At 67.7% G+C, this 18755-nt stretch carries 16 protein-coding genes and 1 pseudogene; 9 read left to right on the forward strand and 8 right to left on the reverse strand.

From position 1 onward, the window contains the following. Genes NIBR502770_RS16950 through NIBR502770_RS16960 form a run of 3 tightly spaced genes read right to left on the reverse strand, consistent with a single transcriptional unit; the run spans position 1 to position 3276 of the window. The gene (locus NIBR502770_RS16950; RefSeq protein ID WP_246857497.1) at positions 1 to 1038 is read right to left on the reverse strand and encodes an iron chelate uptake ABC transporter family permease subunit; all 1038 of its coding nucleotides are present in this window, start codon (positions 1036 to 1038) and stop codon (positions 1 to 3) included. A gap of 56 nt (positions 1039 to 1094) precedes the next feature. Next, positions 1095 to 2177 (reverse strand): iron ABC transporter permease, encoded by a 1083-nt coding sequence (locus tag NIBR502770_RS16955; RefSeq protein ID WP_141182724.1) that lies wholly within the window; start codon positions 2175 to 2177, stop codon positions 1095 to 1097. A gap of 10 nt (positions 2178 to 2187) precedes the next feature. Next, complete coding sequence (locus NIBR502770_RS16960; RefSeq protein ID WP_141182725.1) at positions 2188 to 3276, reverse strand: iron-siderophore ABC transporter substrate-binding protein; 1089 nt, start codon at positions 3274 to 3276, stop codon at positions 2188 to 2190. A 358-nt stretch (positions 3277 to 3634) separates the two neighbouring features. On the opposite strand from NIBR502770_RS16960, the gene NIBR502770_RS16965 reads away from it, so the two are divergent. Then, the gene (locus NIBR502770_RS16965; RefSeq protein WP_141182726.1) at positions 3635 to 4129 is read left to right on the forward strand and encodes an FBP domain-containing protein; all 495 of its coding nucleotides are present in this window, start codon (positions 3635 to 3637) and stop codon (positions 4127 to 4129) included. A gap of 71 nt (positions 4130 to 4200) precedes the next feature. On the opposite strand, the gene NIBR502770_RS16970 is transcribed toward NIBR502770_RS16965, so the two are convergent. From NIBR502770_RS16970 to NIBR502770_RS16980, 3 genes and pseudogenes are all read right to left on the reverse strand, one after another. Further along, entirely contained in the window at positions 4201 to 7665 is a 3465-nt protein-coding gene (locus NIBR502770_RS16970; RefSeq protein WP_141182727.1) for an ATP-binding protein, read from the reverse strand. Next, a complete protein-coding gene (locus tag NIBR502770_RS16975) occupies positions 7662 to 8450 on the reverse strand; it encodes a DUF4194 domain-containing protein (RefSeq protein WP_141182728.1) in 789 nt (262 codons plus the stop codon). Before NIBR502770_RS16975 ends, NIBR502770_RS16970 begins: the two co-directional genes overlap by 4 nt. After that, positions 8443 to 9899 (reverse strand): annotated as a pseudogene (locus NIBR502770_RS16980) (DUF3375 family protein). The gene NIBR502770_RS16975 and the pseudogene NIBR502770_RS16980 overlap by 8 nt, the downstream one beginning before the upstream one ends. A 269-nt stretch (positions 9900 to 10168) precedes the next feature. On the opposite strand from NIBR502770_RS16980, the gene NIBR502770_RS16985 reads away from it, so the two are divergent. The 3 genes from NIBR502770_RS16985 to NIBR502770_RS16995 all read left to right on the forward strand — a co-directional run bounded on the left by NIBR502770_RS16985 (position 10169) and on the right by NIBR502770_RS16995 (position 13452). Next, on the forward strand, positions 10169 to 10471 hold the full coding sequence (locus NIBR502770_RS16985; protein ID WP_141158985.1) for a hypothetical protein: 303 nt from the start codon (positions 10169 to 10171) through the stop codon (positions 10469 to 10471). A 61-nt stretch (positions 10472 to 10532) separates the two neighbouring features. Further along, the gene (locus NIBR502770_RS16990) at positions 10533 to 12533 is read left to right on the forward strand and encodes an acyl-CoA dehydrogenase family protein (protein WP_141182729.1); all 2001 of its coding nucleotides are present in this window, start codon (positions 10533 to 10535) and stop codon (positions 12531 to 12533) included. Positions 12534 to 12597: 64 nt separating this feature from the next. Further along, positions 12598 to 13452 (forward strand): TIGR04086 family membrane protein, encoded by an 855-nt coding sequence (locus NIBR502770_RS16995; protein WP_141182730.1) that lies wholly within the window; start codon positions 12598 to 12600, stop codon positions 13450 to 13452. Here NIBR502770_RS16995 and NIBR502770_RS17000 read toward each other — a convergent pair whose 3' ends face one another. Next, a complete protein-coding gene (locus NIBR502770_RS17000) occupies positions 13453 to 13851 on the reverse strand; it encodes a YchJ family protein (RefSeq protein WP_168223191.1) in 399 nt (132 codons plus the stop codon). It abuts the gene before it with no gap. A 162-nt stretch (positions 13852 to 14013) separates the two neighbouring features. On the opposite strand from NIBR502770_RS17000, the gene NIBR502770_RS17005 reads away from it, so the two are divergent. The 5 genes from NIBR502770_RS17005 to NIBR502770_RS17025 all read left to right on the forward strand — a co-directional run bounded on the left by NIBR502770_RS17005 (position 14014) and on the right by NIBR502770_RS17025 (position 18210). After that, positions 14014 to 14664, forward strand: coding sequence for a hypothetical protein (locus NIBR502770_RS17005; RefSeq protein ID WP_141182731.1), 651 nt, complete (start codon positions 14014 to 14016; stop codon positions 14662 to 14664). 40 nt (positions 14665 to 14704) lie between these two features. Continuing rightward, on the forward strand, positions 14705 to 15709 hold the full coding sequence (locus tag NIBR502770_RS17010; RefSeq protein WP_141182732.1) for an aldo/keto reductase family protein: 1005 nt from the start codon (positions 14705 to 14707) through the stop codon (positions 15707 to 15709). Further along, positions 15710 to 16570: an SDR family oxidoreductase gene (locus tag NIBR502770_RS17015; protein WP_141182733.1), complete on the forward strand. Its 861-nt coding sequence runs from the start codon at positions 15710 to 15712 to the stop codon at positions 16568 to 16570. Positions 16571 to 16656: 86 nt separating this feature from the next. Continuing rightward, positions 16657 to 17772 (forward strand): sulfite oxidase, encoded by a 1116-nt coding sequence (locus tag NIBR502770_RS17020; RefSeq protein WP_141158979.1) that lies wholly within the window; start codon positions 16657 to 16659, stop codon positions 17770 to 17772. 54 nt (positions 17773 to 17826) lie between these two features. Further along, complete coding sequence (locus NIBR502770_RS17025) at positions 17827 to 18210, forward strand: RNA-binding S4 domain-containing protein (protein ID WP_141158978.1); 384 nt, start codon at positions 17827 to 17829, stop codon at positions 18208 to 18210. A gap of 17 nt (positions 18211 to 18227) precedes the next feature. Here the strand turns inward: NIBR502770_RS17025 and NIBR502770_RS17030 are convergent, their stop codons facing one another. Then, the gene (locus NIBR502770_RS17030; RefSeq protein ID WP_141158977.1) at positions 18228 to 18740 is read right to left on the reverse strand and encodes a hypothetical protein; all 513 of its coding nucleotides are present in this window, start codon (positions 18738 to 18740) and stop codon (positions 18228 to 18230) included. Positions 18741 to 18755 lie beyond the last annotated feature (15 nt).

The following is an 18755-nucleotide window of genomic DNA, read 5'->3' on the forward strand; positions in this document are numbered from 1 at the left end:
TCAGGCATCCTTTCGGTTGGCTGTGACCAGGAGCCACAGCAGGAACGGGGCGCCAAGCGCGCCGGTGACCACGCCCACCGGCAGGACGGTGCCGCCCAGCAGGAAGGGGGCCAGGTTGGCGGCGAAGTAGTCTGCCGCCAGGACAATCAGGGCGCCCACCATGGCCGACGCCGGCAGGCTGGCTTTGCGGGTGAAGCGGCGGCCGATGGGACCGGCCAGGAAGGCGACGAACGAGACCGGTCCGGCAGCCGCCGTCGCCACTGCTGCCAGTGACACGGCGGTAACCACCAGTGCCAGGCGCGCGGTGTTGACCCGGACGCCCAGGCCGGCGGCTGCGTCATCCCCCAGTTCCAGGACGCGCAGCGGCCCGGCGATAAGGCCCGTGGCGGGAACCAGGGCGGCGAGCGCGAGGAACAGGATGCCGGCGCGGTCCCAGTTGGCGGAGTTCAGGGATCCGTTCAGCCAGACCAAGGCGTCGGCGGCCGTGCGGATGTCGGCCCGGGTCATCAGGAAGCTGACCACGGCCTGGAGGGCGGCCGCGGTCCCCACACCGGCCAGGACCAGCCGGTTTCCGGCAGCGCTTCCCCTGCCGGTTCGGCCGGCGCCGCGGGAAATTGCGTAAATCAGGACCGCCACTGCAAGGGCTCCGACGAGCGCCGCCCCGGACACGGCGGCACCGGATGCGCCGAAAACAACGATCGCAACAACCGCCGCCGCGCTTGCCCCCGAGCTGATGCCGATGACGTCGGGGCTGGCGAGGGGGTTCCGCAGCATGGTCTGGAAAAGGGCGCCGGCCAGGCCGAACGCGATCCCGATCAGGGTGCCGACGACGGCGCGCGGAAGCTTGTTCTCCATCACGATGAAGCTGGCGCCGGGAATCTTCGGGCCGCCGGTGAGGTGGTTGCCGACGATGGTGAGGAAATCCGGGACGGTCACCGTGTAGCTGCCCAGCAGGACGGACGCAAGAAACAGGATCACGACGGCGGCGGCCAGCACCGCGGTCCGGTTCAGTCGCCCGCGTCCCCCACGTTGCTCCATCACTTTTGGTCCTGTAGGACCGGTTTTGGCAGCCATCTCTGATAGGGCAGCACGGCTCATAGCCCGGCTCCTTTCCCGCGGCGGACCAGCCATACGAACACGGGGGCGCCGATCAGGGCGGTCATGATGCCCGCGGGGATCTCACCGGGAAGCAGCACCACCCGGCCAACGATGTCCGCACCCAGCAGCAGCGCCGGGGCGGCCACCAGGGACAACGGCAGGATCCAGCGGTAGTCCGGGCCGGCGAGGAAGCGGACGGCGTGCGGCACCACCAGGCCCACGAACCCGATGGGCCCCGCCAGCGCGGTGGCCGTGCCGCACAGCAGGACCACGCCCAGGGCCACCACGGCGCGGGACAGCCCCACGCGTTGGCCCAGTCCGCGGGCAACGTCGTCCCCCAAGGCAAGGCTGTTGAGGGTCCGCCCGGCCAGCAGCACCACCAGCGCACCGGCCGCCACGAACGGCAGTCCGGGCAGCAGCACCGACCAGTCACGGCCCGCGATGCCGCCCACCTGCCAGAAGCGGAACCGGTCAAGGGTGTCCTGGCTGGAGACCAGGATGACGTTCATGAGCGAAGACAGTCCGGCGCTCAAGGCTGCTCCGGCCAGCGCGAGCTTCACCGGCGTTGCACCCTCCCGGCCCAGCGAGGCGATGAGGTACACCACGATGGCGGCCGCGGCGGCCCCCGTGAACGCGAACCAGATGTGGCCGGTGAAGGTGGTGACGCCGAACAGGTAGATTCCGGCGACTACCGCCAGCGCTGCCCCGGCGTTGACTCCGATGATGCCGGGATCGGCCAGCGGATTCCGGGCAACACCCTGCATCGCTGCACCGGCCAGGCCCAGCGCGCCGCCGGCCAGCAGGCCCAGGACGGTCCGCGGGATGCGGGCGTGCACCACGGCGTGGTCCCCGTTGAGGGGATCGAACGCCGTGAGTGCCTGCCACACGGTGCCGGGGGGAACGTCACGGGCGCCCACGGCCAGCGATGTGCCGGTGAGGAGCACCAGCACGACGACGGCGGCCAGCAGCCAGGCGGCCCGTTCCCTTCCCCGAGGATCACCCCGGAGGGTGCCGGGGGCTGCCGTGGCCGGCACCTGGGTGCCGTTGTCCGCTGCCGGAAGCGCCGTCGTCGTACTCATGGAGGTGCGCCTACTTCACTGCGTCCGCTGCCGTGGCCAGCTGCGGGAGGAACGCGTCCAGGGACCACGGGAGGCTCAGGGGTGATGATGCCGAGATGGACAGGGTCAGCGTGTTGTCGGAATCGGCCACCAGGGCGCCGTTTTTGATGGCCGGGATCTGGCCCAGGAGCGGGTCCGCCTTGATCGCGTCGGCGGTGGAGGCATCCGGAACCCAGGTGATGAAGATGTCTGACTGCAGTTCGTTGGCCTTTTCGGCGGACCACGGAATGTAGAACTCCCTGGAGCCCTTGGAGTTGTCCGCCACCACCGGGGCCAGGGTCATGCCGATTTCACTAAGGAAGCGGGGGCGGTTGTCGTTGGCGGTGTAGACGTTCACGCCGTCGCCCTTGGCGGGCTCCAGGTTGCCGTAGATAAAGCTCTTGCCCTGGATCTGCGGGAACCGGGCCACCTTGTCCTTGACGGTCGATTCGGTGTCGGAAACCAGTTTGGAAGCTTCGGCCTCCTTGCCCAGGGCCTTGCCGATGATGGTGGTGGCGTCCTGCCAGGAGGTTCCGTAGGCGACGTCCGGGTGGGCCACCACGGGGGCGATTTCGCTGAGTTTCTTGTAGTCCTCCGCCGTGAGGCCCGAATAGGCGGCGAGGATGACGTCCGGGCTGAGCTTGGCAATCTCGGTGAAGTTGATCCCGTCGGCCTCCGAGTACTGGGCGGGAGCCTTGGCCGAACCGAACCCGGCGCCCAGCTTTTCGAGCGCTGCGTCCTTCCAGGGGGTGGAGCCCTTGCCATTGCCGCCCCACTCGTTCCTGGGGACGCCTACCGGGACCACGCCCAGCGCGATGGCGACGTCATCGTTCACCCAGGACACGGTGGCAACCCGGGTGGGCTGCTTCTCGATGGTGGTGCTGCCGTACACGTGATCGATGGTGACCGGGAACGCGGTGCTGTTGCTGGAACTGCCTGCATCGGCAACCGTGGTGGCGGGACCCGTGCTGCATGCAGACAGCGTGAGGGTCGCCGCAGCCAGCACCGCGGCAGCTTTGCCGGCCGAGGAGAACAGCATGCGGCGGGTGGGCGAAGGGCCGGGCAAGAGGGGGAACGTCACGGGGCTCCTTGGATCAGGCTGATGGAAACTTAAGTAAGGCTAACCTATGTAAATCGCCATTACGCAACACTTTCGTCACCTAATACCGGAAGGTGACGAAGGACACACTCCATCCGCGTTCCTTGGACAGCCGACTCTCAATTTGGCAGGATGGCCCTTGCCGGTCCGGACTCAGAGACGCCGGACGGCTGGACAGGAAAAGGACAACGGGAACGATGCGCATGCAGATGGCCAACTGGGCCGCCGCTGCCGTGGAGAGCGGGGTGGCCGCTTTGGCCTGCACCGCGGAGACTGACTGACTCCCCCGTTACCTCCTGGCCCGGCTCCGGGCCGCCCACCCTTTCACGAAAGTCCAGCCATGCAATCAGTCACGCCCCAGGAAATCCGTTCATCCTTCGTCAATGCCAGCCGCTCGGAAGCCGCAAAGCTCACACTGCCCAAAAACTTCGACTCCCTCGACTGGGACCGCCTGGAGTTCCTGGGCTGGCGGGACGAGAAGATGCCGCTGCGCGGTTACATGGTGGTTCCGGGACGAAAGGGCCTCACCGGGATCATGCTCCGGGCACCCGAGGGAGGGGCCAAAAAGAACCGGTCGGTGCTGTGTGAGCTCTGCCGGGATGTGCTGTCCAAGGAGGACGTCCTGCTCTGGGTCGCCAAGCGGGCGGGCCAGTCCGGGCGGAACGGCAATACCGTCGGTACCCTGATCTGCGCCGACTTCGTGTGCTGTGGCAACGTCCGCAGGGAGCCGCCTGCCAATGAGATCAATCCTGATCCCGCCGCTGTGGTGGAACGCCAGATCCAGGGGCTGCATGACCGCACGGCGCAGTTCCTTGGGCGCGTTCAGGGCACATAGAACGTCAGGCGAAGCCCGCGGGCAGGGGGAAGCCCCGTTCGCGGCCGTGATTGGGGCTTCCTGCCTGCCGGTTAGCGCAGGACGATATCCACCGGGTTCGCCTCCGACCGCCAGGCGCCCTCCTCGCCGGCGCGGGGACGGATCACCGGCGCGGTGAGGACCCCGGAGCGGTTGGTGCGCCGGTCGCGGAGGATCTCCGTGACCGAGCCCAGGTGGCGGGACAGGTCGATCACGTTCTCCGGAGCCGCGAGCAGCAGCTGGAAGCCGAACTCGTGCAGCGCCTTGATTCCGGCGCCGGCGAACTCCTCCGAGGCGAGCACAAAAGCCTCGTCCATCATCACGGTGCCGTAGGTGGTGAAGCCCTGCTCGGCGATGCCCAGCTGGTAGCTCAGGGCCGCGGCCATGATGAACGCCGTGAACCGCTGGCGCTCGCCGCCGGACATGGAGCCGGTGTCGGCGTGCATGAACACTTCGGTCTTCTTGCCGCCTCGCGGACCGGTGACTTCCCGGTGCTCTTTGCACTGGATGAACAAGTGCCCGCGCACGTCCAGCACCTCGGCACGCCAGCGCCGGTCCTCGGGCGCCTGGGAACCGAGCCGCTTGACCAGGGTTTCCAGGGACTTGTAGCGGGCGGTAAGCTCGCCGTCGTCGTCCCCTTCAGCGCCGGAACCTTCTGCCCGGCCGGCGTCGGACTTCACCGGCCGCGTGTGGCGGGCCTTCAGGGCGTTCTGGATGGCGTCCTTGAACTGCTTTGCCGTGGATGGCAGCGTCTGCTTGATGTCCAGTTCCAGGTAGCTGCCCTCGTGGAAGTTCACCTGCGAAAGGATGCCGTTAAGGGGCAGGATGCGGCTGGTGATGGAGCGGCGTTCCTCGTCCAGCAGGTGCAGCAGGGTGCTGAAGGATTCGTGCGTGCGCTGGTTGAAGAACTGGCGGAATTCCGCCTCCTGCGCGGGCAGGCCGTCGTTGACGATTGCGTGGTAGCGCGCCTCAAACTCGCCTGCCGCACCGATGCTGGTGCCGTGGTCGGCCGAGATGGCGCTGCCCCACTCGCGCACGAAGCCTTCGAAAATGCGGGTCAGCCGCTCGGCCGTCGCCTGTCCCCGGGACTCCGCGGTGTGCAGTTCACCCAGCAGCGCGGTCCGGACCCGGTTGGCCAGGTTGTCCAGTTCGTGCATTTCCGTGATGTCGCCGAAGTCGGCGAAGTAGGGTTCCAGGGCCTTGGCGGTGGCGTCCGACGGCGGCCCCTGGGCCAGGCGGTCGCGCGCGGCTTCCAGCAGGGTGTCGGCGGCCGTCAGCTGGCGGTCGAGTGCCTTGTATTCGCTTTGCAGGACCGCGGCGGACTCGGTGCTGGACTGGTGCTTCTGCCGGACGTCCTCGATGGTGGCCCGGAGCGGCTCCAGGTCAGCCTGGGCAGCAAGGGCGTCCTTGAGCCGTTGCTCGATCCGGGCCAGCTCGTCGGCGGCAACCGCGGCGGACACCTGTTCCCAGGGGCGGTCGTCTTCGGCGATCCGGCGCAGGGCGTCGAGCTGCCTGCTCATGCCCTGGTGCGAGTCCTCGCGGCTCTGGGCCAGCTCAGCGGCCTTGGCCACTTCCTGCCGGAGGTCCTCCACCTGCCCGGCCACGAGCTCCAGCTTGGCCGCGTTGTCGAAGCCCAGCACGTAATCCTGGCGGCTCGTGAAGCGGTCGTCCTTCTCCACCGTGTGCCGGTTGCGCTTGACCACGCCGCCCAGGCTGAGGCCCTTGTCGAGGGCCGCCAGTTCGTCAGGGTCCTCCACGCAGGGGTACGCGAAGTCCAGGGCGATCCGCTCGCGGACCCATTCCCCTGCCTCAGCAGCCGCACCCGAGGCAAGGATGTCCAGCTTGGTCAGCAGGTCGCCGTCGCGCGCGTCCTCCACGGCGAGCGCGCCGCCGGCGAGCGGCTTGGAGACATCCACTGCCCGCAGCGCGCCGCGGACGTTGTGGCCATTGAGGTAGCGGGTCACGGCGCCGAAGTGCTCGCCCGGAACCAGCAGGGTGGTGGCCAGGTTGCGGAGCGCGCGCTCGGCAGCTGGGCGCCACCGTTCCTCACCCTCAGCGAGGTCCATAAGCTCACCGGCGAAGGGCATGCGGTCCTCGGGGATGCCGGTGGCGGCAGCAATCGCGGCGCGGTTTTCAATGCTCGACGGCGGCAGCAGGGATTTGCGCGTCTTCAGTGAGACGAGTTCCTGCTCAGCCGCCGCCAGTTCGCGTTTCCGGGCAGCGTGCGCGTCGAAGGCCTCGAACCTGAGCTCCTGCAGGGCCTGGGAATCATCCTTCAGCTCGGCCGACCGGGCCGCCGCCTGCTCGTGCGCCCGCTCCCAGCCGGCAGCGCTCCACTCAAGTTGCAGGCCGGCGTCGGCCAGTGCCTGCTGGGCTGCCCCCTCCACCTGTTGGCGGAGCTTCAGGCCAACCCGGGCGTTCTCGAGGGACTGCTCGATCGCGGAAATCGCGTTGCCGCCCTGGTTGTTGTAGTCGGCCTCCAGCTCCCGCAAGTCCTTGGCAAAACCGTCCCTGACTGCACGCTCGGCACCCAGCTCCTTGGCCTTTGCCTGCGCCAGCCCGCGGAAACGGACCAGCGTCTTCTGGTGCACCGTGACGGCGAGCTGCTGCTTGTACGCCTCGAATTCCCCGCCTACAAGCTCCCGGAGCCGGTTGGCGTCCAGCAGCGACTGCGCGTACTCCCGGTTCAGGCCAGGAACCGGCGCCAGCTGGTCCCGCTGCTGCCGCACGTCTTCCAGCCGCTGGCGGATGGACATCAGGTTGCTGAACTCCTCCACCACATCGTCCGCGGCGGCCAGCGTTGCCGGCGCGTCAAGGACCTGGTCGCGGAAGAAGGTGTTGACGCTGCCGCCCAGCCCCTTGCCTGCCTGGATGACGCGCAGCAGGGGCAGCGCCTGGTCCGAGCTGATCCCCAGGAGGCGCCGGAACCGCTCCGCGAATGCCTTGTGCACGTCGAAAACCTGGGCGTGCGGGAAGAGCGCCTCCAGGGCGCCCTTGGCGAAGCGCTTGTCCGCGATGCCCTCCACGGCTTCCAGGTCCAGCGGCACGTTGTCAATCAGGTAGAACCGGCCCACGCTGGACTCGGTCCCGTTCTTCGGCAGGTCGAACAGCGCCGACACCGTCACCCGCGTGCCGGCGGCGTTATCGAACGTCAGCGCGACGGCGGACCAGGTGGCACCCGGGCGCTGGAAAGCACTCGCCGAGCCCTCCCCCACGGCCTTGTCCCCCACTTTGCCGCGCATGTACGTGAAAGTGGTCCGCTTGTCCTCCACGGCGCCACCCGAACGCTGGGCGGCGGCCTCGTTGGACCTCGGCCGCGCATCGAACACCCGCAGCATGGCATCGAACAGCGTGGACTTGCCCACGCCGGAGTTGCCTGTCAGCAGGGTGCCGTTCCGGTCCACGTGCATGGTGTGCGCCCCATGGAACGTCCCCCAGTTGACCACCTGCACCAGGGCAAGCCGCATCTGCCCCGGGTTGGTCACATCCCCCAGCGGGAGCATGCTTGCGATGGTCACTGGTCATCCTCCTCGGACGTGGTTCCGTTCGTCTCCGCGTCGCCGTCAAGATCCAGGAGCGGTTCTGTTCCTGACTGGTCTGCCGATGCCGCCACGAGGGCTTCGATGTGGGCCGGGATGTCGCCGATGTTTTCGAACGGGAGGGCCAGGGGCAGGGCGTTGGAGATGGTGTAGACGTCGTCCAGTCCAGTAGGGAGCAGGAGCTGGCGGGCCAGGAGCTTGGTGATGGCGCGGGTGACCACATCGGAGTCGCGCAGGGCGTCCTGCTGCCCGGCGGGCTGGTAGTGCGCCACCAGGTCCGTGATCTCCTCGCGGGTGATGGTGGGGTCCGTCTGGGCAGTGACGTGCCGGTCCAGCAGCAGGCGCAGCCGGAGCAGCACGATGGTTTCCACCCGGCTGAGGGCGCGCTGCTGGCGCAGGATGCTGGACCGGGTATTGCCGCCGATCACTTCCGGATCCACGGGACGCAGGACGGCGATCTTCCGCTCATGGTCCAGCTGCAGGGCCAGGAACAGCTCGGAAAGGCGGCTGCGCAGGATCACCTGGTTGTCCAGCAGCACAGTCCAGAGCTTTTCGTCCCGGCCACCGTCAATGTAAGGGCCCTTGAGGAGCTTCACCAGGGCCTGCCGCACCTTCATGGACAGGACGCCCGTGTCCCCGGGGAACAAGGCCGCGCCGTCAACGAAGGTATCGCGGGGGGAGACTGCGAAAGTGTGCTCAACGCCCGATGCCGCCCCGGGAGTGGCGTCGGGCGCTGAGTCCTGTGCGTGCGTAACCTCAGTCATCTGAATCCTTTGCGAGCGTGACCACCGGCAGGTAGGCCTTGCGGGTGGAGCCGTCTATTTGTTCGAAGTCCAGGCCACCCCAGGCGCCGCGGTTGAAGTCCGCCCCGGCATGGAGGGCCTCCGACAACAGGGCGCGGATGGAGTTGATGTGCTGCTCTTCAGGCGGCAGCTGGTGCCAGGCGTCGGCCAGGGTTGCGGCCCCGGCCATGGCCGCCCGGACCACCGCCGGTTTGGCCTTGCCGGTCCTCGGCGAGCGCACCCGGTCCGAGTCGGTGAAGGCGATGGGATCGGCCAGGCGGGGCGGTGCCGCGAACTCGTCCGGATCGAACAGCTTCACCATGGACAGGGACTCAAAGCCGGCGTTGTAAAGGACCGGCCCGGGGACCAGCCCTGGACGTTCCCGCTCGTAGGGCAGGGACCGGATGGCCTGCTCCGCTTCGCGCAGGACCTGGCGCAGCCTGACCGACTGGCGGAAGTCGTCGCTTTGGACGTACGTGTTGAGGCTTTCGCTGAGTTTGCCGTAGATGCGCTGGATCTGGCTGTGCTGCTGGCGGAGTTCAGCCACCAGGTTCTTGAGTGTTTCCCGGTCATCAGGCGAGAGGTCGTCGGCGAACTGGCGGCTCAGGACCTCGCCGATCGCCGACCGGAAGCGAAGCTGCTGCTGCGGGTCCTCAAGGAAGGCGGTGAAGGACCGGAAGGTCCTGCCTTCGGGGCTTTGGCGCAGCCGTTTATCGGCTTCCAGGACCTGGGCCATGGTGGCACCCTTGGTCAGGGACTCCTCGATGATCTGGTTGCGGAGCCCGCCCACCAGTTCCTCGATCCGGTCACGCATCTTCTTGTAGTCCGCTGGCAGGCTGGCTGCCAGGTCCAGGATGTTCCCCGCGGCTTCCACGGCGTCATCGTCGTCGAGCAGGCCGTCGAACTCGCCGGTGTTGATGTCCTGGATGAGCTGCTGCCGCTCTTCGATTTCCCCTTCAAGGGCTTCCAACCGGGCGCTCTGGTCCGGGTTGGTCTCATTGGCGAGCTTCTCCACGTCACCCAGCAGCGTGCCCAGGCGGGAACCGTTCAAGGTGGACCGCTCGCTGGAGAGGCTGTCCAGGAAGGCGAGCACACGCGAGGCCGGCTCCGTTGCCTCATAGACGATCTGGCCCGACTGGTTCCGGCGGGTCAGGAACTGCCGCCGCGTCCATTCATCGCCAAAGGCCTTGCCGTTGGCCCCTCCCCCAGCCCGGGATCCTGGCGCCGGAGCTCTTCAAGGAAGGTGTCGACGTCGGCATGGAATTCCTCGAGCGGCACCTGCGGCCGGGTGCGGGTAAAGGAGGCCTGGAGCACCGCAATGACCCAGGGCGCCGAACGGGTCAGGGCCCACGCAGGACCCTTGGTGAGGAGTTCGAGGTCCCGGAGCCGGGCGCTGATGGCGTCAGCGGATGACCTGGCGGAGCGGGGCACACACTCTCCTTGGGCTGTTGGCTGTGGACTGTTCCGGGGCTGGGCAGGGGCGGTCCGACATGGCCGGACCGGAAAACTGCCAACTACAAGGTTAACGCAGGGCGCCGCGACCGCTTCGTGACCTACCTGTGGGTAGTGTTTCGATCCCGTATCAACAGGTGCCGCCGTCCGCGCCGGGTCTGGCTGCGCCCACAGCCGTCCACCTACGCTTCTGCTACCGGTCTTCAATACAGCAGTCTTTCGCAAGCAATGTCGCAGCAGGGGGATACATGCAGTTCGATCTAAGCTCCGTGGAAACGGCCACCTTGGTCTTCATCGGGACACTGGTGTTCGGCGCAGTCCTGGCCGGATTCGTCCTGACGGCGGGGCTGGTGGCCCTGGTGGTGCTGGGCGCGGGCAAACTCACCTGGATGGTTATTGTCAATACGCTCATGGCGGTGGTCCACGGGATCAATTCAGGGTGGGACAGGCTGGTCCACCGCGCTTCCGCCGTCGAGCTTCCGGGGGACTTCCAGGGCCAGCCGGCCCCTAGCACCGGAACCTACCCGCGGGTAATCTTGAGGGACAGCTGAAGGGTTCTCCAACCCGGCGGATCCATGGCTACACCGGCCAATCCGGCCAAGGAGATAACCCATGACCTCCGCAACTGACAGCCAGGCCAAAGACGCCCCGGCTGAAGAAACCCCCGTCCCCGCCGGCAACATCGGCGCCGGTGCCACCGCAGAAGATGCCCGCGCCGTCGCCGAGGCCGCCCGGGAGTCAGGCTGGGACCATCCCAGCTTCGCCAAAGGCCTCTACCTGGGCAGTTTTGATCTGGACCTGGTCCACCCGTGGCCGGCCGCGGACCCAGCCTCCGTCCAAAAGGGCGAGGAGTTCATGGCCCGCCTGACCGACTTCGCCCGGACCATGTCCGGGCGCGTTATCGAGCGGGACGCGAAGATTCCGGACGAATACATCAAGGACCTGGCGGACCTGGGCGTCTTTGGCATGAAGATCCCGGAGGAATACGGGGGCCTGGGCCTCTCGCTGGTGTACTACGGACGCGCCCTTGCCCTGCTGGGCAGCGTGCACCCCAGCCTGGGCGCCCTGATTTCCGCCCACCAGTCAATCGGCGTCCCCGAGCCCGTCAAGGTCTTCGGGACGCCCGAACAGAAGCGCGAGTACCTGCCAAGGTGTGCCGGCGGCGCCGTCACTGCCTTCCTCCTCACCGAACCGGACGTGGGCAGCGACCCCGCCCGGCTGGGCAGCACGGCAACGCCCACGGACGACGGCGAAGCGTACCTTTTGGACGGCGTGAAACTGTGGACCACCAACGGGGTGATCGCCGAGCTGGTGGTGGTCATGGCGGTGGTTCCGGCGCACACCGGTCAGGACGGCACCAGGCACAAGGGCGGCATCAGCGCGTTCGTGGTGGAAATGGACTCGCCGGGGATCACGGTGGAAAACCGCAACGCCTTCATGGGCCTGCGCGGGATAGAGAACGGGGTGACCCGCTTCCACCAGGTACGGGTGCCCGCCGCCAACCGGCTGGGGCGCGAGGGCCAGGGCCTGAAGATCGCACTGACCACGCTCAACACCGGCCGCCTGGCCCTGCCCGCGCTGTGCGTGGCATCGGGACGGTGGAGCCTGAAGATTGCCCGCGAGTGGTCGAATGCCCGCACGCAGTGGGGCAGGCCAGTGGGCGAACACGAGGCCGTGGGCAAGAAGATTGCCTTCATCGCCGCCTCGGCCTTTGCGCTGGACGCCGTGTTTGAGCTGTCCGCGGAACTCGCCGATGCGGGGCAGAAGGATGTCCGCATCGAGGCCGCGCTCGCAAAGCTTTGGGCCACGGAAATCAGTTGCCGGATAGCCGATGAACTGGTCCAGATCCGGGGCGGCCGCGGGTTTGAAACGGCGGAGTCGCTGGCCGCCCGCGGGGAACGCGCGGTGCCGGCCGAGCAGCAGCTTCGGGACCTCCGCATCAACCGGATCTTCGAGGGTTCCTCGGAAATCATGCGGCTGCTGATTGCACGGGAAGCGGTGGACGCGCACCTTGCCGCCGCGGGCGATCTCGCTTCCCTTGGTGCGAGCCTGGCCGACAAAGCAAAGGCCGCCGTCGGCGCTTCCGGCTTCTACGCCAAGTGGCTGCCCAAGCTGGTGGCGGGGGCGGGCATGGACCCGCGGTCCTACGGTGAGTTCGGCCGGCTTGCCAAGCACCTTCGGTTCGTGGAGCGGTCGTCGCGGAGGCTCGCGCGCCAGACGTTTTACGGCATGGGCCGGTGGCAGGCCAAACTCGAGCGCAAGCAGGCTTTCCTCGGCCGGGTGGTGGACATCGGCGCGGAACTCTTCGCTATGACCGCATGCTGCTCCCGCGCCGAAATGCTCCTGAAGACCTCCCCCGGCAAGGCAGCCAGCGCCTACGAGCTCGCCGATGCCTACTGTGAGCAGGCGAGGGTGCGGGTGGACGAATATTTCGACCAGCTGTGGCGGAACACGGACGACGCCGACCAGGCCCTGACGCGCAAAGTCCTCGCCGGTGACTATGAGTGGCTGGAGGCGGGGGTCCTGGACCAGTCCGAGGGCACGGGCCCGTGGATCGCCGATGCCTCGCCCGGCGCATCAACCAAGGAGGACCTGCACCGGAGATACCGGTAAAACCGCAGGTCACAAAATAGTAAGCACGCTTGCTATCGCCCGGGGCGGGTGGTTGAGTTGAGTCATGAGCAGCTCAACGGACCCAGAGAACCTGCCTCCCCGACGCGCCCGGGAGGACGACACCACCCGCAGCGGAAGCTACCGGGACGGAAGCGCGGACGACGCCGCCACGCGCTCGATGGACCAGGCGCCCGCCCGGTCCGGCGAGCGGAACCCCACCCGGAACATCGGGGCGGAGCGGTCCTACCAACCTGACCCGCCCACCGCGGAGCGCGAGTACCGTGCGGCCCCCACTACGGCAACTCCGGCGGTGGACCCCACGCTCGCGAACAGGGAAACCGCAGTGGCACGCCAGAAGGAGCGGTTCGGCGGCATCAAGGTCGGCTCCGCCTTCTTTGGCTGGCTGGCCGCCACCGGCATGGCCGTCCTGCTGACCGCCCTGGTGGCGGCCGCCGGGACAGCCGTGGGCCTGGCGAACAACACCGATGTCAACGAGGCCGTGAACCAGGCCGCCCGGAACAGCGGCACGGTTGGGCTGGTGGGGATCATCGTCCTGCTGGTGATCCTGTTCCTTTCCTATTACTGCGGCGGCTACGTTGCCGGCCGCATGGCCCGCTTCAACGGCGCCAAGCAGGGACTTATGGTGTGGGTCTGGGCTTTGATCGCAGCCATCGTCGTGGCCATCCTGGGGCTCGTGGCCGGGCAGCAGTTCAATGTCCTGGCCAACCTGAACAGCTTCCCGCGCATCCCCATCAACGAAGGACAGCTGACCACCACCAGCATCATCGCTGCGGTTGTGGTGGCTGTGGTGGCCCTCGTGGGCGCTGTGCTGGGCGGCCTGGCGGGTATGCGGTTCCACCGGAAGGTTGACCGCGCCGGCTTCACCCCGGACAGCGAGTATTACGACGGCGAGGAGTAGTCAGGCGAGGATGTCGCCGTCCACATAGAGCCAGCGCCCGCCCTCCCTGACGAACCTGCTGCTCTCATGCAGGATCCCGCGTTCGCTGCCACGGCGGTAGTACGCCTTGAACTCCACGGTGCCCGAGGTGTCGAACGGTCCGCCGCCGGACGTGGCCACGATGTCCAGGCGGCGCCAGTCCATGGCAGCGTCCAGATCCAGGGCCTTCGGTGCCGTGGATGCGTGGTGGGTGCGCAGCAGATAGCCCTCGTCCAGCAGGGCAAAAGCGCTGTACCGGGAACGCATCAGCTGTTCCGCCGTGGCGGCCTCCGCGCCGCCGGAATGGAACCGCCCACAGCAGGCCGCGTATGGCTCTCCGGACAGACATATGCAGTTTGCGGAATCTATTGATGCGGTCACCCGGTGATGCTGTCATATCCGGTAACAGCTTCGCTACAACCTGGGACGGGGCCACGCCTGCCGGGGCACGGCCGGGCAAAAATCCGTAAGGTGGAGGGGAGTCCGCCGCCGGCAATGTAAACCGGATGCGGGCACAGCACGTGGGCAGAGAGGAGAGATGACGTGGAGCACCCTGACACTCTCGTCCTCAACCTGACTTTCCTTGGCACCATGGGCCTGGCCCTCCTGATGTTCCTGGTCCTCTTCCTGCTTGGCGTCATCACCCTGGTCCTTGCCGGTCTGGGACGACTCACTGCCGTCATCCTCATGACCCTGTTCGGGCGGGCCCCCGGCAAACGCGATTCCACGGGTTTTGTCGGCGCCCCCGCCAAGCAGGGCCGCCCCCGCAGGCGGCTCCGGGAACGCACCGCCGCGCTCAAGCCGGACCGGCTCAAGGAGTCGCTCCGCACCGCCGTCGTACGCCATCCGAAGCCTGCCGCCGCCCGGCCCGAACCGCCGGTCCTCGCCGAAGACTGGGCCTCCGCGGTTGCCCAGGCCGATAAGCGTGCCGAAGCAAGGGCGAGGGCCGAACGGCCGGAAATCAAGCTGTCCGTGCGGGATCTTCCGGACCCGGCGGTACCTGCGGACAAGGTCTCCGAAGTGGCCCCCCTGGTGGAGTCCGCCCTGCACAACCACCGGCCCCCGCACGAAATGCCGCGGTCCTTCAAGAAACCCCAGCCGCTGCATCCGCTGCCCCCGCTGGACACCGGGTCCCTCGTGTCCCTGGCCGGTCCCCACCAGGTACCCAAGGAGCAGTCCAAGGAGAATGGCTAGGCCCTTACCCTGAGCAACCATCTGGGTTAGCGTGAAACCCATGGAATTCAGATACCTCGGAAACAGCGGCTTCAAAGTCTCGGAAATCACCTTCGGCAACTGGCTGACGCACGGTTCGCAGGTGGAAAACGACGTCGCGACCCAGTGCGTGCGCGCGGCGCTCGACGCCGGCATCAGCACCTTCGACACCGCGGACGTCTATGCCAACACCGCCGCTGAAACCGTCCTGGGCGACGCACTCAAGGATGAGCGCCGCGAGTCCGTGGAGATCTTCACCAAGGTCTTCGGCCCCACCGGCCCCAAAGGCAAGAACGATCTTGGCTTGTCCCGCAAGCACATCATGGAATCCATCAACGGCTCGCTGCGCCGGCTGCAGACGGACTACGTCGACCTTTACCAGGCCCACCGGTACGACTTCGAAACGCCCCTGGAAGAGACCATGCAGGCGTTCGCGGACATTGTCCGGCAGGGCAAGGCACTCTACATCGGGGTGAGCGAGTGGACTGCCGAGCAGCTCCGCGAGGGCCACCGGCTGTCCAAGGAATTGGGCTTCCAGCTCATCTCCAACCAGCCGCAGTACTCCATGCTCTGGCGCGTGATCGAGGCCGAGGTGGTCCCGGCGTCGGAAGAGCTGGGCGTGTCCCAGATTGTCTGGTCGCCCATGGCCCAGGGTGTCCTCAGCGGCAAGTACCTGCCCGGCCAGCCTGCCCCCGAAGGCAGCCGCGCCACGGACGAAAAGGGCGGGGCCAAGATGATCCAGCGGTGGATGCGCGACGACGTCCTGGCCGCCGTGCAGGAGCTGAAGCCGATTGCCCAGGAGGCGGGCCTCACCATGGCGCAGCTGGCCGTTGCCTGGGTGCTGCAGAACCCCAACGTGGCGTCCGCCATTGTCGGCGCCTCCCGGCCGGAGCAGATCGCCGACAGCGTTGGCGCCGCCGGAGTGAAGCTGGAGGCCGAGGTCCTCAAGAGGATTGACGACGCCGTCGGAGGCCTCGCCGAACGTGACCCGGCGCAGACCAAGTCGCCGGCCACCCGGGAAGCCTGAATGGCGTCCCCAGTGGAACTGCCGGACCTCGCCGTCACCGGGTCCACCGGAGGCCTGGGCGGAATGGTGGCACGGCAGCTTGCCGGGTCCGGTTTCGCCCAGCGCCTGCTGGTCCGGGATTCCGCGCGGGCCCCGCAGCTGGAGGACGCGCATCCGGTGGTGTGTTCCTACGGGGACGGCGCTACCTCCCGGCAGGCGCTGGACGGGGCGAAGGTGCTGTTCATGGTCTCTGCTGCCGAGGCCGAAGACCGCCTCCAGCAGCATTACGCGTTCCTGGATGCCGCGGCCGCTGCCGGGGTGGAGCACGTGGTGTACACGTCCTTCTACGGGGCGGCCCCGGATGCCACCTTCACGCTGGCCCGGGACCATTACGCCACCGAAGAGCGGATCAAGGCGTCCGGGATGGAATACACCTTCCTGCGCGACAACTTCTACCTGGATTTCCTGCCGCTGATGACCGGGGAAGACGGCGTGATCCGCGGGCCTGCCGGGGACGGCGTCTTTTCAGGGGTGGCCCGGGAGGACATTGCCCGCTGCGCGCACGCCGTGCTGCGGGATCCCGCCATCCACAGGGGCAAGACCTACAACCTGACCGGCCCTGAGGAACTGAGCATGGCCCGGGCTGCCGAGGTGCTGAGCGCCGGCACGGGGCGGCAGGTGCGCTACCACGCGGAGTCGGTGGAGGAGGCGTACGCGTCGCGGGCCTCCTACGACGCCCCGCAATGGCAGCTGGATGCGTGGGTCAGCACCTACACGGCCATGGCCGCCGGCGAAATGGCAGGACTTTCGCCGGACGTGCATGGCCTGACCGGGCAGGACCCCATCAGCCTGGCCGAGTTCCTGACCCGGCCGGTACTGTAGCCGGGCTAAAGTCGTTGACGTGGCGGCTGGGCCCGGCGTAGACCTGTGGCGGGGGCCTTTAGTCCACCGAGCAGAATCGCACCGCCATGAAGTCCAGCAACCAGCAATCCACCCGGCAGGAGCCGGCGCCGGCCCCTGCCGCCGCCGCGGAGCCTACGTCGGGGCCGCTCACCCGGGAGGAACTGCAGCTCGCGGCCCGCAACCATTCGATGCCGCTGGAGGCGCTCCGCCGCGAGCTGACCCCGCCCGGGCTCCATTACGTACTCACGCACTTCGACATTCCTGACCTGGACGCCTCATCCTGGCACCTGCGGATCGGGGGTGCGGTGGAACGCGCCCTGGAGCTGAGCATGGCCGCGCTCCTACGGGACCCGGCAATCACTGTGCCGGTGACCCTCGAATGCGCGGGCAACGGCAGGTCGCTCCTGGAACCGCGGCCCGTCAGCCAGCCCTGGGTCATGGAAGCCGTAGGCACCGCGCACTGGACCGGGGTGCCGCTGGCCTACCTCCTCGGCAAGGCCGGGGTGCTGCCGGATGCGGTGGAGGTGGTCTTCACCGGGGCCGATGCCGGCATCCAGGGCGGCGTCCCCCAGCAGTACGCGCGCAGCCTGCCGATCCGTGAGGCGTTGCGTCCCGACGTCGTCCTTGCATACAAGATGAATGGCGCCGACCTGCCGCCACAGCACGGCTACCCACTGCGGCTGGTGGTCCCGGGCTGGTACGGGATGGCCAGTGTCAAGTGGCTGGCGTCCATAGAGGTGGCAAAGGCACCGTTCCCAGGGTTCCAGCAGAAGGTTGCCTACCGGTACCAGGAGTCCGTGGACGACGCCGGCACCCCGGTTACGCGGATCAGGGTGCGTTCGTTGATGGTTCCGCCCGGTGTCCCGGACTTCTTTACCCGGAAGCGTTTCCTGCGCGCGGGCCCGGTGATGCTGGAAGGCAGGGCATGGTCCGGCGAAGGTGCCGTGGTCGCCGTCGAGGTGGGGATTGACGGCACCTGGCTGCCGGCCCACCTGGATAAACCGGTGGGCGGTTACGCCTGGCGGAAGTGGAGCCTTCCATGGGTCGCGGACCCCGGCGAGCACGTCCTTGCTTGCCGCGCCACGGACATTACGGGCGCCAGCCAGCCCCTGGAGCAGGACTGGAACTACCAGGGGATGGGCAACAACGTGGTACAGCGCGTCAGCGTGACGGTGGAGTGAAGCCGGACCTGCTTCCTGGGGCGGCACCCCCTGGGGCTATACTCGGTGCCAACCATGACCAGCCTCCCGTCCGCTCCCGCCAGTGTCCGAATCGATGCGTGGCTGTGGGCAGTCCGCGCCTACAAGACGCGGTCTGCCGCCACTGCAGCCTGCCGCGCCGGGCATGTCCGCCTCAACGGCAGCCCCTCGAAAGCTTCGGCAACGCTGGTCACGGGTGACACCGTCACCGTCCGGATGCCCGGGTACGAGCGCATCCTTGAGGTGCGCCGGCTCATAGCCAAACGCGTAGGGGCGGAGGCGGCGTCGCACTGCTTTACCGACCACACTCCCCCGCGCCCCGTTCTTCCGGCACTGGGGTTGCCGCAACGCGACCGGGGCGCCGGGCGTCCCACCAAGAAGGACCGGCGCGAGATGGATCGTCTGCGGGGACCTGCGTAGCTGGCTTGCTGCCGGCGTCAGGCACGCGCGTTGGTGCGGGCCTGCACCAGGTTGGCGAACGGCAACCGGCCAAATTCCTCCACGAAGGCAGCGTGGCAACCCGCTTCGGCGCCGGCCAGTTGGCCAGCCGGAAGTTCCTTCCACGCGATGGTCAGTGATCCAGCGTCAGCGAGCTGCCAGATAAGCCGCCCGTCCCAGTGGCCTGGAGGCTTTCCCTGCCCGAAGTCAACGAACTCCTGGATCTGGCGCCGAAGTCCCCGGTTGCCCTTGCTTCCGGGTCCGGCCTTCCCCACGTAAAGGACGACGGCGCCGTCCACCCACTCGGCGGCCAGCGCTGCGGCGGAGAGGGATGGGTCCTTCTTCTTGAAGATGCCCGCGGTGCTTTTGGTGAGAAAGCGCGCCTGGAAATCTTCCGGCGCCACGACCGTGAAGAGTCCTGTCCCCTGCGGAATCCGCATCGTCTCGAGGCTTCGGATAGGCCGGAAGCCAGCGAACCCTTCGGCCTTCAGGCCCTTCCTGGTGAACTGCATAATCCATTGAACAGC

Origin of the sequence: Pseudarthrobacter sp. NIBRBAC000502770 (assembly GCF_006517815.1) — a bacterium.
Taxonomy (GTDB): Bacteria; Actinomycetota; Actinomycetes; order Actinomycetales; family Micrococcaceae; genus Arthrobacter; species Arthrobacter niigatensis.